The 18,895-nt window shown below is 72.7% G+C and carries 15 protein-coding genes and 1 pseudogene; 10 read left to right on the top strand and 6 right to left on the bottom strand.

Going from position 1 to position 18,895, the window contains the following annotated elements:
• Positions 1-11 precede the first annotated feature (11 nt).
• Entirely contained in the window at positions 12-1,772 is a 1,761-nt protein-coding gene (locus O7605_RS01755) for an NAD+ synthase (protein WP_269737587.1), read from the bottom strand.
• A 203-nt stretch (positions 1,773-1,975) separates the two neighbouring features.
• On the opposite strand from O7605_RS01755, the gene glnA (O7605_RS01750) reads away from it, so the two are divergent.
• Together glnA (O7605_RS01750) and O7605_RS01745 are read left to right on the top strand one after the other, a co-directional pair.
• Complete coding sequence (gene glnA / locus O7605_RS01750) at positions 1,976-3,325, top strand: type I glutamate--ammonia ligase (protein WP_164449286.1); 1,350 nt, start codon at positions 1,976-1,978, stop codon at positions 3,323-3,325.
• A 95-nt stretch (positions 3,326-3,420) separates the two neighbouring features.
• Complete coding sequence (locus O7605_RS01745; protein ID WP_269737586.1) at positions 3,421-3,846, top strand: DUF350 domain-containing protein; 426 nt, start codon at positions 3,421-3,423, stop codon at positions 3,844-3,846.
• Positions 3,847-4,114: 268 nt separating this feature from the next.
• Here the strand turns inward: O7605_RS01745 and O7605_RS01740 are convergent, their stop codons facing one another.
• The gene (locus O7605_RS01740; protein WP_269737585.1) at positions 4,115-4,675 is read right to left on the bottom strand and encodes a hypothetical protein; all 561 of its coding nucleotides are present in this window, start codon (positions 4,673-4,675) and stop codon (positions 4,115-4,117) included.
• 129 nt (positions 4,676-4,804) lie between these two features.
• Complete coding sequence (locus O7605_RS01735; protein ID WP_443083891.1) at positions 4,805-5,680, bottom strand: S66 peptidase family protein; 876 nt, start codon at positions 5,678-5,680, stop codon at positions 4,805-4,807.
• A gap of 157 nt (positions 5,681-5,837) precedes the next feature.
• Here O7605_RS01735 and O7605_RS01730 point away from each other — a divergent pair, with 157 nt between their 5' ends.
• The 5 genes from O7605_RS01730 (at position 5,838) to mptB (O7605_RS01710) (ending at position 14,745) form a co-directional block, all read left to right on the top strand.
• A complete protein-coding gene (locus tag O7605_RS01730; protein WP_164449284.1) occupies positions 5,838-6,602 on the top strand; it encodes a type 1 glutamine amidotransferase in 765 nt (254 codons plus the stop codon).
• Complete coding sequence (locus O7605_RS01725; protein WP_269737584.1) at positions 6,602-9,814, top strand: bifunctional [glutamine synthetase] adenylyltransferase/[glutamine synthetase]-adenylyl-L-tyrosine phosphorylase; 3,213 nt, start codon at positions 6,602-6,604, stop codon at positions 9,812-9,814. The genes O7605_RS01730 and O7605_RS01725 overlap by 1 nt, the downstream gene beginning before the upstream one ends.
• A gap of 59 nt (positions 9,815-9,873) precedes the next feature.
• Entirely contained in the window at positions 9,874-11,493 is a 1,620-nt protein-coding gene (locus O7605_RS01720; protein WP_269737583.1) for a hypothetical protein, read from the top strand.
• A gap of 66 nt (positions 11,494-11,559) precedes the next feature.
• Positions 11,560-12,972, top strand: coding sequence for a polyprenol phosphomannose-dependent alpha 1,6 mannosyltransferase MptB (gene mptB / locus O7605_RS01715; protein WP_269737582.1), 1,413 nt, complete (start codon positions 11,560-11,562; stop codon positions 12,970-12,972).
• Positions 12,973-13,155: 183 nt separating this feature from the next.
• Positions 13,156-14,745, top strand: a complete 1,590-nt coding sequence (mptB, locus tag O7605_RS01710; RefSeq protein ID WP_269738670.1) for a polyprenol phosphomannose-dependent alpha 1,6 mannosyltransferase MptB — start codon at positions 13,156-13,158, stop codon at positions 14,743-14,745.
• A 205-nt stretch (positions 14,746-14,950) separates the two neighbouring features.
• Here mptB (O7605_RS01710) and O7605_RS01705 read toward each other — a convergent pair.
• Positions 14,951-15,094, bottom strand: a pseudogene (locus O7605_RS01705) (helix-turn-helix transcriptional regulator); the annotation flags it as partial.
• Here O7605_RS01705 and O7605_RS01700 point away from each other — a divergent pair.
• Both O7605_RS01700 and O7605_RS01695 read left to right on the top strand, forming a co-directional pair.
• Positions 15,090-15,449: a barstar family protein gene (locus tag O7605_RS01700; protein ID WP_332317103.1), complete on the top strand. Its 360-nt coding sequence runs from the start codon at positions 15,090-15,092 to the stop codon at positions 15,447-15,449. The pseudogene O7605_RS01705 and the gene O7605_RS01700 overlap by 5 nt on opposite strands.
• 33 nt (positions 15,450-15,482) lie before the next feature.
• The gene (locus O7605_RS01695; RefSeq protein ID WP_269737581.1) at positions 15,483-15,989 is read left to right on the top strand and encodes a tyrosine-type recombinase/integrase; all 507 of its coding nucleotides are present in this window, start codon (positions 15,483-15,485) and stop codon (positions 15,987-15,989) included.
• Here O7605_RS01695 and glnA (O7605_RS01690) read toward each other — a convergent pair.
• Positions 15,880-17,304 carry a type I glutamate--ammonia ligase gene (gene glnA, locus O7605_RS01690; protein WP_164449279.1) on the bottom strand — a complete coding sequence of 475 codons (1,425 nt, stop codon included), beginning with the start codon at positions 17,302-17,304 and terminating at the stop codon, positions 15,880-15,882. The genes O7605_RS01695 and glnA (O7605_RS01690) overlap by 110 nt on opposite strands.
• A gap of 300 nt (positions 17,305-17,604) precedes the next feature.
• Here glnA (O7605_RS01690) and O7605_RS01685 point away from each other — a divergent pair, with 300 nt between their 5' ends.
• The gene (locus O7605_RS01685; RefSeq protein WP_269737580.1) at positions 17,605-18,003 is read left to right on the top strand and encodes an RDD family protein; all 399 of its coding nucleotides are present in this window, start codon (positions 17,605-17,607) and stop codon (positions 18,001-18,003) included.
• Positions 18,004-18,024: 21 nt separating this feature from the next.
• Here the strand turns inward: O7605_RS01685 and O7605_RS01680 are convergent, their stop codons facing one another.
• Positions 18,025-18,714, bottom strand: coding sequence for a DUF4191 domain-containing protein (locus tag O7605_RS01680; RefSeq protein ID WP_093401255.1), 690 nt, complete (start codon positions 18,712-18,714; stop codon positions 18,025-18,027).
• Between the last annotated feature and the right edge of the window lie 181 nt (positions 18,715-18,895).

The following is an 18,895-nucleotide window of genomic DNA, read 5'->3' as shown; positions in this document are numbered from 1 at the left end:
GTGCGGCCCGGTCAGCCGTTCTCGCGCCACCGGTTGGTGATCGGGAGCCGCCGGTCCCGGCCGAACGCCTTCATGGAGATCTTCGTACCCGGCGCGGACTGGCGGCGCTTGTACTCGGCGGTATCCACCAACCGCAGCACCTTGTCCACCACGGCCGGGTCGTGACCGTCGGCGATCAGCCCTTCCCGGCCCAGGTCACCGTCGATGTAGCCGATCAGGATCGGGTCGAGCACGTCGTAGTCGGGCAGCGAGTCGCTGTCGAGCTGCCCCGGGCTCAGCTCGGCGCTCGGTGGCTTGCCGATCGAGTTCTCCGGGATCGGTGGGGTCACGCCCAGCCGGGTGGCCTCGGTGTTGCGCCACTTGGCCAGCCGCCAGACCAGCGTCTTCCACACGTCCTTGATCGGGTTGAAGCCGCCGACCGAGTCGCCGTACAGGGTCGAGTAGCCGACCGCCAGCTCGCTCTTGTTGCCGGTGGTCAGCACCAGGTGCCCCTCCTGGTTCGACAACGCCATCAGGATGACGCCGCGTACCCGGGCCTGGAGGTTCTCCACCGCGACCCCGGACAGCGACATGTTCGCCAGGAAGGTGTCCACCATCGGCTGGATCGGCTCCACCCGGTAGTCCAGGCCGGTCCGTTTGGCCAGGTCGGCCGCGTCGGAGCGGCTGTGCTCCGAGGAGTGCTGGCTGGGCAGGGAGACCCCGACCACCCGGTCGCCGCCGAGGGCGTCCACCGCGATGGCCGCCACCACCGCCGAGTCGATGCCGCCGGAGAGCCCGAGCACCACCGAGGGGAAGCGGTTCTTCTCGACGTAGTCCCGCAGGCCGAGCACCAGCGCCTGCCACACCTCGGCCTCGTCGGCCACCGGCTCGATGAGGCCGCCGGTCGCCGCCGGCCCGCTGGGCGAGGGCGGGATCGCCTCGACCGTACGCCGCACCACCCGCAGCCCGTCGGCCACCTGGTCGCCGTCGGCACCGGCATCGGTGGCGGCGGGTAGGTCGACGTCGTGCACGAGCAGGTGGGTGACGAACTGCGGCGCCCGGGTCAGCACCGTCCCGTCCGGCGCGACGATCATCGAGTCGCCCTCGAAGACCAGCTCGTCCTGACCGCCGATCATGTTGACGTAGGCGACGGCGGCGCCGGCCTCGGCGGCCCGCCGGCGGACCAGCGGCATTCGCAGGTCGTCCTTGTTCAGCTCGTACGGCGAGCCGTTGATGTTGACCACCAGCCCGACCCCGGCCCGCCGGGCGGCGGCGAACGGCCCCCCGGCCTGCCACAGGTCCTCGCAGATGGTCAGTGCCACGTCCACCCCACCCAGCCGGACCACGGTGAGCATGTCGCCGGGCACGAAGTAGCGGTCCTCGTCGAAGACGCCGTAGTTGGGCAGGTGGTGCTTGAAGTAGGTGGCGACCACCTCGCCGCGGTGCAGCAGCGCGGCGGCGTTGCGCGCTCCCCGGCCCGGCTCGGCGTCCGCGCTGACCTGCGGCGGCCCGTCGGCGTCCAGGTAGCCCACCACGACCGGCAGGTCACCGAGGCCGTCGGCGGCCAGATCGGCGGCGAGCCGGGTGAGTGCCGCCTGGGAGGCGGCCACGAAGGACCGCCGGAAGACCAGATCCTCCACCGGGTACCCGGTCAGCATCATCTCGGGGAACAGGACGAGCTGGGCGCCGGAGTCGGCGGCCCGGCGGGTCCAGGCGCGGACGAGACCGGCGTTGCCGGTGAGGTCACCGACACTGGGGTTGACCTGGCACAGCGCGAGACGCAGGGTGGGCATGTCCTCATCTTGCCCCAGCCGTACGGGCTCGACACGTCGGCGTGGCGTGGTCCGGCCGGGTCGGACCGCCGCTCGGGACGGGACGGGACGCAACGGCCGAGGTTCGGTTAACGTCTGCGTAATCGGGTCGGTGGAGACTGGTCGGTCAGGTCGGGCAGAGTCCGACCGAAGGCGGACATAGCGTGTCGCGGAAGGTTGGGGAAGTGGACCGTCAGCAGGAGTTCGTCCTCCGTACGCTGGAAGAGCGGGACATCCGTTTCGTCCGGCTGTGGTTCACCGACGTGCTCGGCACGCTCAAGAGCGTGTCGGTCGCCCCCGCCGAGCTGGAGGCCGCCTTCGAGGAGGGCATCGGCTTCGACGGCTCGGCGATCGAAGGGTTCGCCCGGGTCTTCGAGTCGGACATGGTCGCCATGCCCGATCCGACCACCTTCCAGGTCTTCCCGTTCGAGGGTGGGGTCAGCGGCGAGAGCGCCCGGATGTTCTGCGACATCCTGCTGCCCGACGGCGGCCCGTCCTGGGCCGACCCCCGTCACGTGCTGCGTCGGGCGCTGTCCCGGGCGGCGGAGAAGGGCTTCACCTTCTACACCCACCCCGAGATCGAGTTCTTCCTGCTGGAGAACGGGCCGATGGACGGCTCGGTGCCGGTGCCGGTGGACACCGGCGGCTACTTCGAGCACACCACCCACGCCGTGGCCCGGGACTTCCGCCGTCAGGCGGTGCTGTCGCTGGAGCGGATCGGCATCTCGGTGGAGTTCAGCCACCACGAGGTCGCCCCCGGCCAGCAGGAGATCGACCTGCGCTACGCCGACGCGCTCACCACCGCCGACAACATCATGACGTTCCGGCACGTGGTCAAGGAGGTGGCGCTCTCCACCGGCGTGCAGGCCACCTTCATGCCCAAGCCCTTCACCGACCAGCCGGGCAGTGGGATGCACACCCACCTGTCGCTGTTCGAGGGCGAGCGCAACGCGTTCCACGACGCCAGCGACCCGATGAAGCTGTCCAAGGTGGCGCGGGCGTTCATCGCCGGGCTGCTGGCCCACGCCCGGGAGTACACCGCGGTCACCAACCAGTGGGTCAACTCGTACAAGCGCCTGTTCCCGCAGGCGCTGCCGGACCGGGTCACCGAGAGCCCCGCGTACGTCTGCTGGGGGCACCTGAACCGTTCCGCGCTGGTCCGGGTGCCGGCGTACGGCAAGCCGAACTCGGCCCGGGTGGAGATCCGTTCGCCCGACTCGGCCGCCAACCCGTACCTCGCCTTCGCGGTGCTGCTCGGCGCCGGGATGAAGGGCATCGAGGAGGGGTACGAGCTGCCGCCGGGCGCGGAGGACGACGTGTGGGCGCTGACCAGCGCCGAGCGGCGGGCGATGGGGTACGAACCGCTGCCGGAGAACCTGTCCGAGGCGATCGACGTGATGGCGGGTTCGGAACTGGTCGCCGAGGTGCTCGGCGAGCACGTCTTCGACTTCTTCCTGCGTAACAAGCGGGCCGAGTGGGAGCAGTACCGCCGCGAGGTCACCCCCTACGAGCGCCAGCACTACCTGTCGCTGTAGCCGCCGCTGCCGGGCTGCCGAGCGTTGCCCGGTGCCGCTATCGTCTCGATCACCGTGCCGGCACCCGCCGGCCGGAGACCGTCGGGAGGCAGTCGGTGCTGGAGGATCTGCTCAGCGGAGCCTGGCAGAGTGTGGTGTTCGGGGTCGTCGGAGTGGGCCTGATGGCCGCCGGCTTCGTCCTGGTCGACCTGCTCACCCCGGGCAAACTGCGGGACCTGATCTGGGTAAACCGCAACGCCAACGCCGGCCTGCTGCTCGCCGCGAATCAGCTCGGCGTCGCCGGCATCGTCTTCACCGCGATCCTGACCAGCTACAGCGACTTCGCCAAGGGACTGGCCTCGACGGTGATCTTCGGGCTGATCGGTCTCGGCATCATGGCGCTCGCCTTCTTCGTGCTGGACCTGATCACGCCGGGCAAGCTCGGCGAGGTCATCTGCGCCGACGAGCCGCACCCGGTGGCCCGGGTGAGCGCCGCCAGCCACTTCGGCGCCGCGCTCATCGTCTGCGCCTGCATCGCCTGACCGCACCCGGTCCGCCCACGACCCGGTTCCCGGGCCCGCGCCGCCGGCGGTCGCCGGATGCGGCAAGTCGGGCCTTCCCGGGCTCCCGGATACCGCGACTTGCCGCGTGGGGGTGGGCCGGTCGTGGCGGTGGGTCGGATACAGCCGCGTGGGCGGCCCCGCAGGAGTGGAGCGGGGCCGCCCACGCGGCGTGGTACGTCAGCCCGGGCCGGCGGATGAGCCGGGACCGCTCGGCACGCGGTGCGCGTGCGTGAGGCCGGCCGGGGTGTCACTTGCCGGCGGTGTCGCCCTCGCCGCGAGCGCCCGGGCCGCCCCAGCCGCCGAACACACCGGCCTCGACGGCGGCGGTGATGGCGTCGGCCTGCTCCTGGGTGAGCTTGCCGTCCTCGACCGCCTGCGCGAGCCGCTCGGCCAGCGCCTCCTTGCGCTCCTCGGCCGACGGCGGCGTCCGCCGCTCGCCCGCGCCACCCTCGGCGGCACCGTCGCCGCCCTTGCGGCCCTCGCCGGCACCGTCGCCACGCCCCATGAATCCCCGGTGGCCCTCGCGGTCCGGCCGACCCTGCGGCTGGTGCTGCTCGCGGAGCTTCTCCAGCGCCTCGGTCACCTGCTCGGTCGGCACGCCCAACTCCTCGGCCAGCGCCTCGGCGAACTGCGCGTGCCGCGCGGCCCGCTGCTCCTGACGGTCACCCTGCGGCTCGCTACTGGCGCTGGCGCTCGGGGTGACCTTGTCGTCGGCGAGCGCCACGGTGGGAGCGGCGATCCCCACGCCGAGCACGCCCGCCGCGGCCAGGCCGGCCAGCAGGTGCTTCTTCGAAATCGTGCGGGACATCGTTCCTCCAACTCGTCGGTGATGCGATGACGTCACCGACAGTGACGAGCCTGGCTGGGCGTGGACCATGGCGAAGCTGTCAGTGAGCTGGCAATCCGGACCCCGAAGACGGACAGTCCCGACAAGGGTTCAGCGGACGGCGGCGACCACCGTGAGGGTGCCGGCGTCGGCGTCGAGGCTCGCCCGGGTACCGACCGGGACGGTGAGCTGACCGGGGCCGTGACCGATCGGCAGGCCACCCAGCACCGGTACGCCCAGGTCGCCGAGGCGCTCACCGAGCACGTCGGCCACCGTGGTGTCCCAGCCGTCGGCGCAGTCGGTGAACTGCCCCACCGCCACCCCGGCCAGCCCGTCCAGCGCGCCGGCCCGGCGGAGCTGGGTCAACATCCGGTCGACCTTGTACGGCGGCTCCTGCACGTCCTCCAGCAGCAGCACCGCACCGGTCAGGTCGGGCATGTCCGGGGTGCCGAGGGAGGCCACGACCAGGCAGAGGTTGCCGCCCAGCAGCCGGCCGGTGGCTCGCCCGGCGACGCGGACGCCGAAGGTCTCCTCGCCCTGCACGGCGCGTACGGTGACCGGCTCGGTGCTGGTCATCGCCGCGTGCAGGGACTCGGCCGAGGACAGCGGGGTGCGCTCGTCGCGCCAGGCCGCCCCGGGACCGTGCACCCCGGCCAACCGGGCGCCCCGCCAGAGCGCCAGTTGCAGCGCGGTGATGTCGGAGAACCCGGCCACCACCTTCGGGTCGCGGCGTACCGCCGCCATGTCGATCGCGTCGACCACCCGCTGCGCGCCGTAGCCGCCCCGGGTGCAGATCACCCCGCGCACCCGTGGATCGGTGAACGCGGTGTTGAGGTCGGCCGCCCGCAGCGCGTCGGTCCCCGCCAGGTAGCCCTGCCGGGCGTAGGCGTTGGGCGCGAGCACCGGCCGTAGCCCCCAGCCGGTGAGCAGTTCCACGCCCCGGGCCACCCGCTCGGGGCGGGTCGGTCCGGACGGCGACACCAGCATCACCGTGTCCCCGGGACGCAGGGCGGGCGGGCGTACGACGTCGTCGGGCGCGATGTGGTCGGACACAGCGGCAGCTTAGTTGCGGTGGCCAGGCACGTTCCGGCGCTCCCGGTCCCGCTGGTCGGCCGAATCGGCGGGACCGGATAGCCTCGACGATGTGGCAACCGCGTTGGTGATCGAGAACGACCCGACCGACGACCCGCGCCGGCTGGGGGAGTGGCTGACCGAGGCCGGGCTGGAGCTGGCGGTGGTCCGCCCGCACGCGGGCGAGACCCTTCCCACCGACCTGGACGGGTACGCCGCCCTGGTGGTGCTCGGCGGTGACCAGCAGGCCTACCCGCTCGTCGACGGGGTGCCGGCGGCGCCCTGGTTTCCGGCGGTGGAGAAGCTGCTCCGCAAGGCGGTGCGACACCGGCTGCCGACCCTGGGCGTCTGCCTCGGTGCGCAGCTGCTCGCCACCGCCCACGCCGGCACGGTCGTGCGCAGCCCGTCCGGGCCGGAGGTGGGGCCCGCCGTGGTCGGCCGGCGGGACGCGGCCGAGTCCGATCCGCTCTTCCGGTACGTGCCGCTGATCCCCGACGTGTTGCAGTGGCACGCCGACGAGATCACCGAGCTGCCCGCCGGTGCCACCCTGCTGGCCGCCTCCACCCGCTATCCGCACCAGGCGTTCCGCCTCGGCGACCGGGCCTGGGGGCTGCAGTTCCACATCGAGTGCGACACCGCGATGATCGCCGAGTGGGCCACCGACTCGGTGCTGCTGGCCGAGCTGGGCTACGACCCGCAGCTGGTGATCTCCGCGTGCGACGCGGTGATGGCCGACGTCGAGGATGTCTGGCAGCCGTTCGCGGCGCGGTTCGCCGCACTCGCCCTCGGCGAGCTGGACGAGGGGTCGCGGCGCAGCCTGCCGCTGCTCGGGCACTGATGGGCCGGCCGACCAGCGCCACGGGCCGCCTCGCCCGCTACGGCTTCGGCGTCACCGACGACGAGGCGGGTGCCCGCGCCGCCGACCTGCTCGGGCCGGACGGGCTCGACCTGTGGCGTCCGCAGACTCAGGAGCCCACCGGCGAGCAGGCTCAGGAACTGCTCACCGCGCTGTCCCGGGCCGCCGACCCGGATCTCGCGCTGCGTCAGCTGCACCGGCTGGTGGAGGCGGAGCGCCGTACGATGGCCGGCCCGAACGGCACCGCCGGGTCGGGTGCGGCGCTGCGGCAACGGGGTGCGGGGCCCGGGCGCGTCACGGCGACCGCCGCCGGCCAGGGCGGCACCACCGGTAGCGGTGCCGCCGCGAGCGAGGGCGCGACCGGCGACGGTGGCAGCACCGGAGGCGACGGTGTCGCCGGGAGCCAGGGCACCACCGCGGCCGTCGGCGGCATCGGCGCGGGCTCGGCGCTGCTCGCCGCGCTGCACGACGACCCGGGTCTGCGTCGCCGGCTGCTCGCCGTGCTGGGCGCCTCCTCGGCGCTCGGTGACCATCTGGTGGCCAACCCCGACCAGTGGCCGGTGCTGCGTACCGAGCCGGACGGCCTCGCACCGACCGCGGACGGCCGGCTCGACCTGTCCGGCGACGGCAACCCCGTCGCGGTGCTGCGGCGGGCGTACCGGCTGGCCCTGCTGCGGATCGCGGCGGCCGACCTGACCGGCGGGCGCGGCCTGGAACAGACGATGGCCGCCCTGTCGGCACTTGCCGACGCCACCCTGTCGGCCGCGTACCGGATCGCCGTGGCGGAGCTGCCGGAGGGCACCCGGGAGCCGCGCCTGGGCGTGGTCGCCATGGGCAAGTGCGGTGGCGGCGAGCTGAACTACGTCTCCGACGTCGACGTGATCTTCGTGGCGGCCGAGGACGACGACCTGACCACCGCCACCACCGTGGCCACCCGGCTGATCCACATTTGCGGCCTGGTCGCCTGGCCGGTCGACGCGGCCCTGCGCCCCGAGGGCAACCGGGGGCCGCTGGTGCGGACGCTGGCCAGCCACCTGGCCTACTACCGGCGCTGGGCGCGGACCTGGGAGTTCCAGGCGCTGCTCAAGGCCCGCCCGGCCGCCGGCGACCTGGCGCTCGGCCAGGAGTGGATCGACGCGTTGGCGCCGCTGCTCTGGCAGGCGGCCGAACGCCCCGAGGCGGTCGAGGACGTCCGGGCGATGCGGCGCAAGATCATCGATCACATTCCGCCGAAGGAGCTGGAACGCGAGATCAAACGCGGTCCCGGTGGGCTGCGCGACATCGAGTTCGCGGTGCAGTTGCTGCAGCTGGTGCACGGCCGGGGCGACGAGACGTTGCGGGCGGCCGGCACCATCCCCGCCCTGCGGGCGCTGGTCACCGGCGGCTACGTCGGCCGGGCCGACGGCGAGGCGCTGCTGCGCGGCTACCGGTTCCTGCGCAGCGTCGAGCACCGGCTGCAACTTCAGGGCCTGCGACGCACCCACACCGTGCCGACCGAGCCGGGCGCGTTGCGCTGGCTCGCCACCGCGCTCGGCTACACCGCCGGGCCCGGCCGCAGCGCCGTCGAGGAGTTCCGCGCCGAGTGGGTCACCCACGCCACCGAGGTACGCCGACTGCACGCCAAGCTGCTCTACCGGCCGTTGCTGGAGTCGGTGGCCCGGGTACCGGCCGACGGGCTGCGGCTGACCCCGCAGGCGGCCCGCAACCGGCTGGAGATCCTCGGCTTCGCCGATCCGGCCGGGGCGCTTCGTCACCTGCAGGCGCTCACCGGCGGGGTGAGCCGGACCGCCGCCATCCAACGCACCCTGCTGCCGGTGCTGCTCAGCGAGTTCGCCGACGCGCCCGAGCCGGACCGGGGTCTGCTCAACTACCGCCAGGTCTCCGATTCCCTCGGCAGCACCCCCTGGTATCTGCGGCTGCTGCGCGACTCCGGTCCGGTGGCCCGCCGGCTGGCCCGGGTGCTCTCCGCCTCCCGGTACGTGGCGGACCTGCTGAAGCGGGAGCCGGAGGCGCTGCGCCTGTTGGCCGAGGAGAGCGAGCTGAGCCCGCGGCCACGGGAGGTGCTCTTCGACGGGCTCACCGCCGCCGCGGCCCGGCACACCGACCCGGTCGAGGCGACCCGGGCGGTACGCGCACTGCGCCGCCGGGAACTGCTCCGCCTCGCCTGCGCCGACGTGCTCAGCCGGGCCGGCTCGCTGGCCCCGGCCCGCCCCGACGGCGGCCGGAGCACGCCCGCGCTGTCCGACATCACGGCGGTCGGCACCGCACTCTCCGACGTCACCGACGCGACCCTCGCCGCCGCGCTGCGCACCGCCCGGGCCGCCCAGCCGGCCATGCCGGGACTGACGTTCGCGGTGATCGGAATGGGCCGCCTCGGCGGGTACGAGTCGAACTACCTCTCCGACGCCGACGTGCTCTTCGTCTACGACCCGCCGGAGGGGGTGAGCGAGAGCGCGGCCAGCGCCGCCGCGCACGCCATCGCCGAGGAACTGCGGCGGCTGCTCGGCATGCCCGCACCCGACCCGCCGCTCGGCGTCGACGCCGACCTGCGTCCCGAGGGCCGGCAGGGGCCACTGGTCCGTAGTCTCGCCGCCTACCAGCAGTACTACGCCCGCTGGTCGCGGGTGTGGGAGGCGCAGGCGCTGCTGCGCGCCCGCTGCGTCTGCGGCGACGCCGACCTGGGCACCCGGTTCGAGCAGATGGTCGACCCGATCCGGTACCCGGCCGACGGGCTGACCCGGGAGCAGGTCATCGAGATCCGTCGGATCAAGGTGCGGGTGGAGACCGAACGACTGCCCCGGGGCGCCGATCCGGCCACCCACACCAAGCTGGGCCGGGGCGGCCTGGCCGACGTGGAGTGGGCGGTGCAGCTGCTGCAGCTGCGGCATGCCGGCGCGTACCCGCAACTGCGCGGCACGCGTACCCTCGACGCGCTCGCGGCGGCCCGGGACGCGGGCCTGGTCGACCCGGCGGACGCCGAGGCGATGGTGGCCGGGTGGACGCTCGCCGCGCAGGTCCGCAACGCGCTGATGCTGGTCCGGGGTCGGGCCGGCGACCAGTTGCCCCGGCACGGCGTGGAGTTGGCCGGCGTGGTCCGGCTGCTCGGCCGCGACGACCCGGGCGAGTTCCTCGACGAGTACCTGCGCACCGGCCGCCGCTCCCGCGCCGCCACCGAACGCGTCCTGGAGATGTAGCGCGGGCTTCCCGGCGACCCGCCACCGGGGCCGGTCGCTGATCGTGGTAGGACTGCTCGGTGCCGACATCGACCCACGCTGCCGTTCCCGACGGGAAGGCCGCCGAGGATGCTGGCGCGCCCTGGCCGGGCTACCCGGTCCTCGGCGCGCTGGTGCTGTCGCTGCTGCTGGCCGTCGCGTTCCTGCTGGCCCCGCCCATGGGAACCGACCTCTCCGCGCAGGTGGCCCGCGCGGGCTTCGCGGCGCGCAACGGGCTCGCTCCGCTCGATTTCTCGTGGTACGGCGGGGTCAACCAGTTCGGCTACAGCCTCTACACCCAGCTGCTCGGCGCGCTGGTGGGGGTGCGTCCGGTCGGTGCGGTCGCGGCGGTCGTCTCCGCCGGGGCGCTGGCCTGGCTGCTGGTGCTGACCAAGGCCCGTCGTCCGCTGCTCGGCGGCCTGCTGGGTGCGGTCGTCCTGGTGGGCAACCTGGCCAGCGGCCGGATCACCTTCGCCGTCGGCCTGATGTGGGCGCTGCTCGCGCTCTGCCTGGTGGCGCTGCCCAAGGGAGCGCGTCGGTGGCGGCTGGCGGCGGCCGGTGTGGCGGCGGTGCTCGCGACGGCCGCCAGCCCGGTGGCCGGCCTCTTCGTCGGCCTGGCCGGCGGCACCCTGCTGATCCTCGACAGCTGGCGACACCGGCGACCCGGAGCCGCCGCGCTGGTCCTCTGCCTGGCCCCGCTGGTGACGGTGGCGCCGATGGCCATGCTCTTCGGCAACGGTGGGCGGCAGCCGTTCACCGCCGAATCACTGCGGATCAACCTCGCCCTGGCCGTGGTGGTGCTCGCGCTCGTACCGGTCCGGGCGCTGCGGGTCGGTGCCGCGCTGACCGCGCTGCTCCTGGTCGCGGCCTACCACCTGCCCAGCCCGGTCGGCTCGAACGCGCTGCGCCTGCCGATGCTCTTCGCCCTGCCGATCGTCGCGGCCTACGCCGGGCTCGGCCGGCGGTGGCTGGCCGCGCTGCTCGTCGCGCTGTTCTGGTGGCAGTCCCCGGTGATGACCAACGACATCGCCCGCCGGGGCTCGGCACCGGCGTACGCCGCCTTCCACGAACCACTGCTGGACGACCTGGCGCGGCGGGCACCGGTGGGCCGGATCGAAGTGGTGCCGCTGCGGGACCACTGGGAGAGCGCCTTCGTGGCCGCCGCGGTGCCACTGGCCCGGGGCTGGGAGCGGCAGGTCGACGTGGGCCGTAACCCGCTGTTCTACGACGGCGGCCTCGATGCCGGCCGGTACGGCGAGTGGCTGCGCCGCAACGCCGTCAGCTTCGTCGCCGTCGCACCGGACGCGGCTCTCGACCGGTACGGCCGGGACGAGGCGACGCTCGTGCTGGCCGGCCAGCCGTACCTGCGGGAGGTGGGTCGTCCCGGGCAGTGGCGGCTGTACCAGGTGCTCGACCCGGCACCCCTGGTCTCCGCTCCGGCTCGGCTGGTCAGTTCCGACGACGCGAGGGTGCGGTTCACCGTCGACGCGCCCGGCGACGTGCTCGTCCGGGTCCGTTGGTCCCGCTGGCTGTCGCTGTCCGCGGGGGACGGGTGCCTGCGCGCCGACCTGGACGAATGGGTCACGGTACGGGCCCGCAGCGCGGGAACCTTCGACGTCACCAGCAGCCTGCGACCGTCCGGACACTGTCCGCCCGACTGAGCCCCGTCGACGGCCGGACGATGCCCACCTCCGTACCGCGATCGGCGGTACTGGCAGCATGGCGAGGTGCCCCATCACCTCGTGCGCTGGACCGGACTGGCCGGATCGATCATGCTCTCCGTGGCGGCGTTCCTCGGCGGCGCCCTGCCCGACGGCGACCTGCGACCCAACCCGGTCAAGATCTGGTTGGGCCCGAACGGACCGCTGATCATCGGGCTGTGGTTGGTGGGCACCGCGGCCATGGCGGTGGCCTGGTGGACGCTGCGGGACCGGGTGCCGTCGGCGCGATGGGCCCTGGTCACCGCCGGGCTGTGGGTGCTGCCGTTCCTGTTCACCCCGCCGCTGGGCAGCCGGGACGCCTACGCGTACGCCTGCCAGGGGGCGAGCTACGCCAACGGCATCAGCCCGTACGAGTACGGCGTCTCCACGCTGCCCTGCCCGTGGCTGGACACCATGTCGTACATCTGGCGGGACACCCCGGCACCGTACGGGCCCCTGTTCGTGGTGCTCTCCGGCGCGGTGGTCGCGGCGACCGGTTCCCTGATCGGCAGCATCGCGTTGTTCCGGGTGCTCGCGGTGGCCGGCGTGGTGCTGACGGCGGCCTGCCTGCCGGTGCTGGCCCGCCGCAGCGGCGTGCCGGTCGGCCGGGCCCTCTGGCTCGCCCTGGCCAGCCCACTGGTCGGAGTGCACCTGATCTCCGGGGTGCACAACGACGCGCTGATGGTCGGCCTGCTGGTGGCCGGGCTGGCCGTGGTGGTGAGTCGTCCCGGCCGGCCCTGGCCGCTGCTGGCCGGCGGCGTCGTGCTCGGCCTGGCCGCCGGCATCAAGGTGACCGCGCTCGTGGTGGTGCCGTTCGCGGCACTCGCCGCGATCACCGGCGGCTTCTCGCTGCGCGCGCTGCTGCGCCACGGTACGCCGGTGGTCGGCGGCGCCGTGGCCACACTGTTCGGGGTGACCCTGGCCGCCGGGCTGGACCTCGGTTGGATCACCGGGCTGTCACACGGCAACGAGGTGGTCGCCTGGACCTCGCCGCCGACCGCCGTCGGGCAGACCGTCGGTTACCTGGTGCTGCCGTTCGGCCTGCACATCGACGCGCTGCCGGTGACCCGGGGCATCGCGGTGCTGGTGTTGGCGGCGTTGCTGGTGTGGCTGTGGTTCCGGGCCCGGCACCGGGAACCGCTCTGGCACGCCGCGCTTGCATTGACCGCGACGGTGGCGCTCGCCCCGCTCTTCCACCCCTGGTACTGGTTCTGGCCGCTGACCCTGCTGGCCGCCACCGCGCGGCGCACCTGGTGGTTCAGCGCGGTGACCGTCTACGCCGCGTTCCTGGTGCTGGCCGACGGCACCGGCCTGCCCCGCTACACCAAGACGGTCGGTGCACCGCTGATGACGCTGTTCGTGATCGTGGTGGCGGTCCGCTTGGTACGGTCGGCGCAGCAGGCCCGGACGGCGGACCGTCAACCGGTGCCGGTCGAGTAGGCCAGTCCCGGCGGCGTTGTTGGACACCGCACTGGAGGAGAGGTACCGCCGGTGAGCGAGCCCGGCGCCCGTTCCCCCCTCGATCCCCGCTCCGCGTCCGGCGACCGTAGTGATCCGGGTCGCGGGCGCGATCGGAGTCTCGGCCGCGATCCTGATGCCCGGCCCGTAGGTACGCGGGACCGGATCGCCCGGTACGCAGGACTGGTGGGCGCGCTGCTGCTGGCGGTCGCCGGCTACCTCGGTGGTGCTCTGCCGGACGCCGGCACCGGCTCCGACGGTGGCCCGCTGACCGTCACGTCGTGGTTGCTCGGCACCACCGCCATGGTGGGTGCCTGGTGGGCTTTGCGCGCCGGTGCGCCGTCGACGAGGTGGGCGTACGTCACCGCCGGGTCGTGGGCACTGCCGCTGCTGGTCACCGCCCCGCTGGGCAGCCGGGACGTCTATTCGTACGCCTGCCAGGGCTGGATCTACGCCGACGGGGGTGACCCGTACGCCATCGGGGTGGCCGCGGCCGGCTGCCCCTGGGCCGAGGCGGTCGCGCCGGTCTGGCGGGACACCCCGGCGCCGTACGGGCCGTTGTTCGTCCTGCTCGCCGCGCTGGCCGTGGTGCTCGGCGGCGGGTTGATCGGCACGGTGGTGCTGCTGCGGCTGCTGGCGCTCGCGGGCGTGCTGGCGGCGGCGGCCTGCCTGCCCGGCCTGGCCCGGGCGGCCGGCGTGCCGCCTCGGCGGGCGACCTGGCTGCTGCTGGCCTGCCCGCTGGTCGGGGTGCACCTGGTGGCCGGGGCGCACAACGACGCGGTGATGCTCGGCCTGCTCCTGCCGGCCCTGCTGATCCTCGTCCACCGTCCGGGCCGGCTCGGGTCGCTGCTCCTCGCCGATCCTCCGGGCCGGCTCGGGTCGCTGCGCCCGGTCGGTGTGCTGTTGCTCGCCGGGGTGCTGCTCGGACTGGCGGTGTCGGTGAAGGCGACCGCCGTGGTGGTGTTGCCGTTCGCGGCGCTGGCCGCCGTGCGGGGTCGGCCCGGCGTGCGGACGCTGCTGCGCGACGGTGGCCTGCTGGCCGTCGGCGCCGTCGGAGGGCTGCTGGTCCTGTCGCTGCTGACCGGTCTCGGGCTCGGCTGGCTCGGCGGGTTGGGCCGCAGCGGCGACACCGTGCAGTGGACCTCGCCACCGACCGCCATCGGCATGCTCATCGACTACGTCGGCGAACTATTCGCCCGCCACCCCAACGCCGTCCCACTGACCCGCACCGCCGGGCTGGCCCTCCTGGCCGTCCTACTCCTCCTCCTCTTCCACCACACCTACCGCACCCTGCGCCCCCCACCCCCACCCACCGCCCCCCGCCCGGACGCGTTGATCATGAGGTTAGCGGCACCGGTAAGCGCTTGCCGGGACGCTAACCTCATGATCAACGCATCTGAGGCGGCGGGGTGGCGGTGGCGGGTGGTGTTGGGGGGTGCGGGGGTGGGGTTGGTGGCCACGGTGGTGCTCGCGCCGGTGTTTCATCCATGGTACGCGACGTGGCCGCTGGCGGTGCTCGCGGTGGCCGCGACCCGGACCACCTGGTTCGTGCTGCCGTGTGCGCTGGCCTCGTTCCTCGCTCTGCCGGACGGCACCAGTCTGGCCCGGCTCACCAAGGCCCCGGGCGCGATCGCGATGACAGCACTGGTCCTCGCCGCGCTCGTCTGGGCCCTGTTCCGCCGCCAAGCCTGGCGGTCGCCCGCACTGGTCGTCGGCGCTGCGCCGCCGCCCGGTCCTCCACCGAGTCGTGACTGACCCGCCCGTCCGCCCCCTTGCGGCGCGCGGCTGCGCGGCCGAAGCGTGGCAGCAAAGGTGCTCGACACGCCGGTGGGAAGGCACCTGCACTGCCACAGTTGCCGGGCCTCTCACGGCGCCGGGTGACTGGTGAGGGGCTGGTGGAGTGGGCTCGTCGGGTGAGGGGGCGGGCCCGGTCAGCGGCGGGTGCCGCAGGTGGGGCAGGGTGCTCATGCAGCCGCCCTTCGACGGTCTCCTCCCGGTCGAGTTCGACCAGGCCCGCGTCGGTGAGCCGGTCCAGCGCGCCGTAGAGGGTGCCGGGGCGCAGCGAGAGCCGGCCGTCGGAGAGGGCCGCGACCTCGCCGATGATCGCATCGTTCGGCGAGTGTCGTTGCCCCGATAATGAGGCGCATTGCGAAGGCGATGGGGGCGGAATGCTGGTCGAGGTTCATGGGGCGGATGTGCGGTCGGAGCAGGACTTCCACCGAATCTTGGAGAGCCAGCTCGACTTCGGCCCCTACTACGGCCGCAACCTTGACGCCCTCTGGGATCGACTCTCCACCGACATCGATCGACCGGTGCAGCTCCTCTGGCACGACGCGAGTGTCAGCCGACGCCAGCTCGGCGCGACGGAGTTCGACCGCATCCGTGATGTGCTGGACCGCGTTGTCGAGCAGGACGAACGGTTCGGGTGGAACGACCGGTTCACTTACGAGCTTCGATAGCAGTTGGCGACCGCAAGCCTCGGAACTCCAGCGATGGAGCGCCGAGGCTCCGGCGTGTCCGCCGGGCTCGCGTGGCCACCGCCGGGAGCGAAGCGGCAGGCGCTGCGCGCCCCGAGCCTTCCGGCGCGGTGGGGGATACACGGACTGCGGCACTACGCGACGGTGCTGATCCACGCGGGCGCATCGGTTAAGACGGTCCAGCTCGCGCTCGGGCACAGCACGCCGACCGTCACGCTCAACACCTACGTCCACGAGTGGCCGGACGTGCTCGACCGGACTCGGCTGCTCATCGACGGCGCGCTTCGGCCAACGCGGAACGGCGGCCATGCCAGCTGTGAGCCGGGCATGACCGCCGTCCGTCAGGTTGTACCCGACCTGTACCCAAGATCAGTGGTGATCCTGTTGGCCCAGGTCAGTGCCTTGTTCAGGCTCAGCAGTCGAAGTACATCGCGAACTCGTGCGGGGTCGGGCGCAGACGCACCGGGTCGACCTCGTTGGCCCGCTTCCAGTCGATCCAGGTGGAGATCAGGTCGGGGGTGAAGACGCCGCCGTCGAGCAGGTAGTCGTGGTCGGCCTCGAGCGAGTCCAGCACGGCCGGCAGCGAGCCCGGCACCTGCTTGACGTCGCCCCACTCCTCCGGCGGAAGGTCGTAGAGGTCCTTGTCGATCGGCGCCGGCGGCTCGATCTTGCTCTTGATGCCGTCCAGGCCGGCCATCAGCATCGCCGAGAAGGCGAGGTAGACGTTCGCCGACGGGTCCGGCACCCGGAACTCGACCCGCTTGGCCTTCGGGTTGCTGCCGGTGACCGGGATGCGGGTGCAGGCGGAGCGGTTGCGCTGCGAGTAGACCAGGTTGACCGGCGCCTCGAAGCCCGGCACCAGGCGACGGTACGAGTTGACCGTCGGGTTGGTGAAGGCCAGCAGCGACGGCGCGTGGTGCAGCAGACCGCCGATGTACCAGCGGGCGGTGTCGGACAGGCCGGCGTAGCCGGTCTCGTCGTAGAACAGCGGCTCGCCGCCCAGCCAGAGGCTCTGGTGGGTGTGCATGCCGGAGCCGTTGTCGCCGAAGAGCGGCTTCGGCATGAAGGTGGCGGTCTTGCCGGCGGCCCAGGCGGTGTTCTTCACGATGTACTTGAAGAGCTGGAGCTGGTCACCGGCGTGCAGCAGGGTGGAGAACTTGTAGTTGATCTCCGCCTGGCCAGCGGTGCCGACCTCGTGGTGCGAGCGTTCCACGGTGAAACCGGTGTCGATCAGCCGGCGGACGATCTGGTCACGCAGGTCGGCGTAGTGGTCGACCGGCGGCACCGGGAAGTAGCCACCCTTGTACGCGGTCTTGTAGCCGCGGTTGCCGCCCTCCTCCTCACGACCGGTGTTCCAGGCGCCCTCGATCGAGTCGATGTAGTAGTACGCCTGGTGCGCGGAGGTCTCGTGACGGATGGAGTCGAAGATGTAGAACTCCGCCTCCGGACCGAAGTAGGCGGTGTCGGCGATGCCGCTGGCGGCGAGGTAGGCCTCGGCCTTCTTCGCCACGTTGCGCGGGTCACGCGAGTACGCCTCGCGGGTGAACGGGTCGTGGATGAAGAAGTTCAGCGCGAGGGTCTTCTGCGCGCGGAACGGGTCGATGAAGGCGGTGGCGACGTCCGGGAGCAGGAGCATGTCCGACTCGTGGATCGCCTGGAAGCCGCGGATCGACGACCCGTCGAAAGCGAGACCGTTGGTGAAGAAGTCGTCGTCGACGGACTCCACCGGCAGGTTGAAGTGCTGCATGACGCCGGGCAGGTCACAGAAACGAACGTCGACGAACTTCACGTCCTCGTTCTTGAGGTAACGCAGGAGTTCCTCGGGATTGGCGAACACTCGTCCTCCTGGCACGTCCACGGATAGCTAGGCTCCTGGCGACGCTATGGCCGTGCGGTTGCCCGGCCATGTCTCCAGTGTTTCTGCCGTGTTACGTCCCTCGCGTTCGGTCACCTCGGTGCCTGACCCGGGCACCTCAACCCGAGGGACGGGTCCGGCTGTGCCAGTGTAGTGAACCTTGATGAGATTGGTCCTTTTTGGCACCACGCGTCGGCGCGGCCCGGCACCGATCCGGTTCGCCTCGCACCGTGCGTCGGGCCCGCACTCGGCGCGGCTCCGGCGCTGACTAGGCTCGTCCGGGTGACCACCCAGCCGCGCCCGTCACCGCCCCCCGCCACGGACCCCGACTTCGTCCCGGCCGACCTCGGGCGTCGGTTCGGGGCCCTGGTCGTCGACTGGATTCTCTGCCTTCTCGCGTCGGGCCTGTTCGCCAGCCCCACCCGGGACGCGTGGGCACCGGTGCTGGTGCTGATCCTGCTGTACGGGGTCTTCCTGGGGCTGTTCGCCCAGACACCCGGCATGTACCTGACCAGGATCCGGTGCGTCGACTGGACCGACGGCGGCCGGATCGGTCTGCTCCGGGCGCTGCTACGGGGGGTGCTGCTGGCCCTGGTCGTCCCCGCCCTGCTGATGGACCAGCACCGGCGCGGTCTGCACGACCGCCTCACCGGCTCGGTCGTCACCCCCGTCCCGCGCTGACCCGCTCCCCGGTGTGCCGGCTCAGCGGCCGCGCATCTGGCGGGACGCGCCGCGCGGCGGGCGGAGGTTCTTCGGGATGGCTCCCTTGGGCATCTGCGGGCGAGAGGTGAGCGCCTTGAGGCGCTTGTCCAGGGAGTTGACGTCCTTGCCGCTCAGGTTGCGGGGCAGCCGCATCAGCGTCATCCGCAGCTTGCGGATCGGCAGCTCGCCCTCGTCCTGCCCGATGACGTAGTCGTAGAGCGGGGCATTGCCGATCACCTTGGCCAGCCGCCGCTTCTCCTGGCCGAGCAGGCCGCGGACCCGCTGCGGATTGCCCTCCGCCAGCAGGATCACGCCGGGTCGCCCGATGACCAGGTGCACCATGTCCATCTGGGTGGTCGAGCTGACCGCCGGGGACACCCGCCAGTCACCGCGCATGTTCTCCATGATCTGGGCGGCGGCACCCGGCTGCCCCTCGGCCGCGTTCATCATCGCCCGGTTCGACCGCAGGTTGAGCACGATCAACAGGCAGAGCAGGGCGAACAGGATGCCCAGCGGCAACCAGAGCCAGCCCCAGAGCGCGACCGCGACCACGGTCAACGCGAGCGGGATCAGCACCGCACCGGTGGCCAAGGGGGCGAACCACTTGTCCTGCTTGGCGGTGAACCGGAACACCAACCCGATCTGCTTCAGCCGCTGGCCGAACGAGACCTTCTCCTGGGGCTTTGCCATGACGTCGAGTCTAGTGGGCGCCCGCCGCACAGTTGATCCGCGGCCGGCTGAGTACCTTACGACCCCGACCCGCCGCCAGCGACCCGGCGTAAGGAGGGCGAGCGGGCACAGATCAGGCACCGTGCCCATGCCCCGGCGGCACCTTCGCGAGCAGAGTCGGTGTCATCGGTTGACGACGATC

It is taken from the genome of Verrucosispora sp. WMMA2121 (assembly GCF_027460185.1).
GTDB lineage: Bacteria > Actinomycetota > Actinomycetes > Mycobacteriales > Micromonosporaceae > Micromonospora > Micromonospora palythoicola.
The sequence above is the reverse complement of the archived record's forward strand: the minus strand, read 5'-3'. Positions and strand labels throughout refer to the sequence as shown.

Bases quoted from the DNA above. Each gene is read 5' to 3' on its own strand.
- O7605_RS01700 (WP_332317103.1), top strand. From the start codon at position 15,090: ATGATCGCATCGTTCGGCGAGTGTCGTTGCCCCGATAATGAGGCGCAT.
- O7605_RS01735 (WP_443083891.1), bottom strand. From the start codon at position 5,680: ATGCTGGTGTCGCCGTCCGGACCGACCCGCCCCGAGCGGGTGGCCCGG.
- O7605_RS01725 (WP_269737584.1), top strand. From the start codon at position 6,602: ATGGGCCGGCCGACCAGCGCCACGGGCCGCCTCGCCCGCTACGGCTTC.
- O7605_RS01680 (WP_093401255.1), bottom strand. From the start codon at position 18,714: ATGGCAAAGCCCCAGGAGAAGGTCTCGTTCGGCCAGCGGCTGAAGCAG.
- O7605_RS01740 (WP_269737585.1), bottom strand. From the start codon at position 4,675: ATGTCCCGCACGATTTCGAAGAAGCACCTGCTGGCCGGCCTGGCCGCG.
- O7605_RS01695 (WP_269737581.1), top strand. From the start codon at position 15,483: ATGGAGCGCCGAGGCTCCGGCGTGTCCGCCGGGCTCGCGTGGCCACCG.
- O7605_RS01755 (WP_269737587.1), bottom strand. From the start codon at position 1,772: ATGCCCACCCTGCGTCTCGCGCTGTGCCAGGTCAACCCCAGTGTCGGT.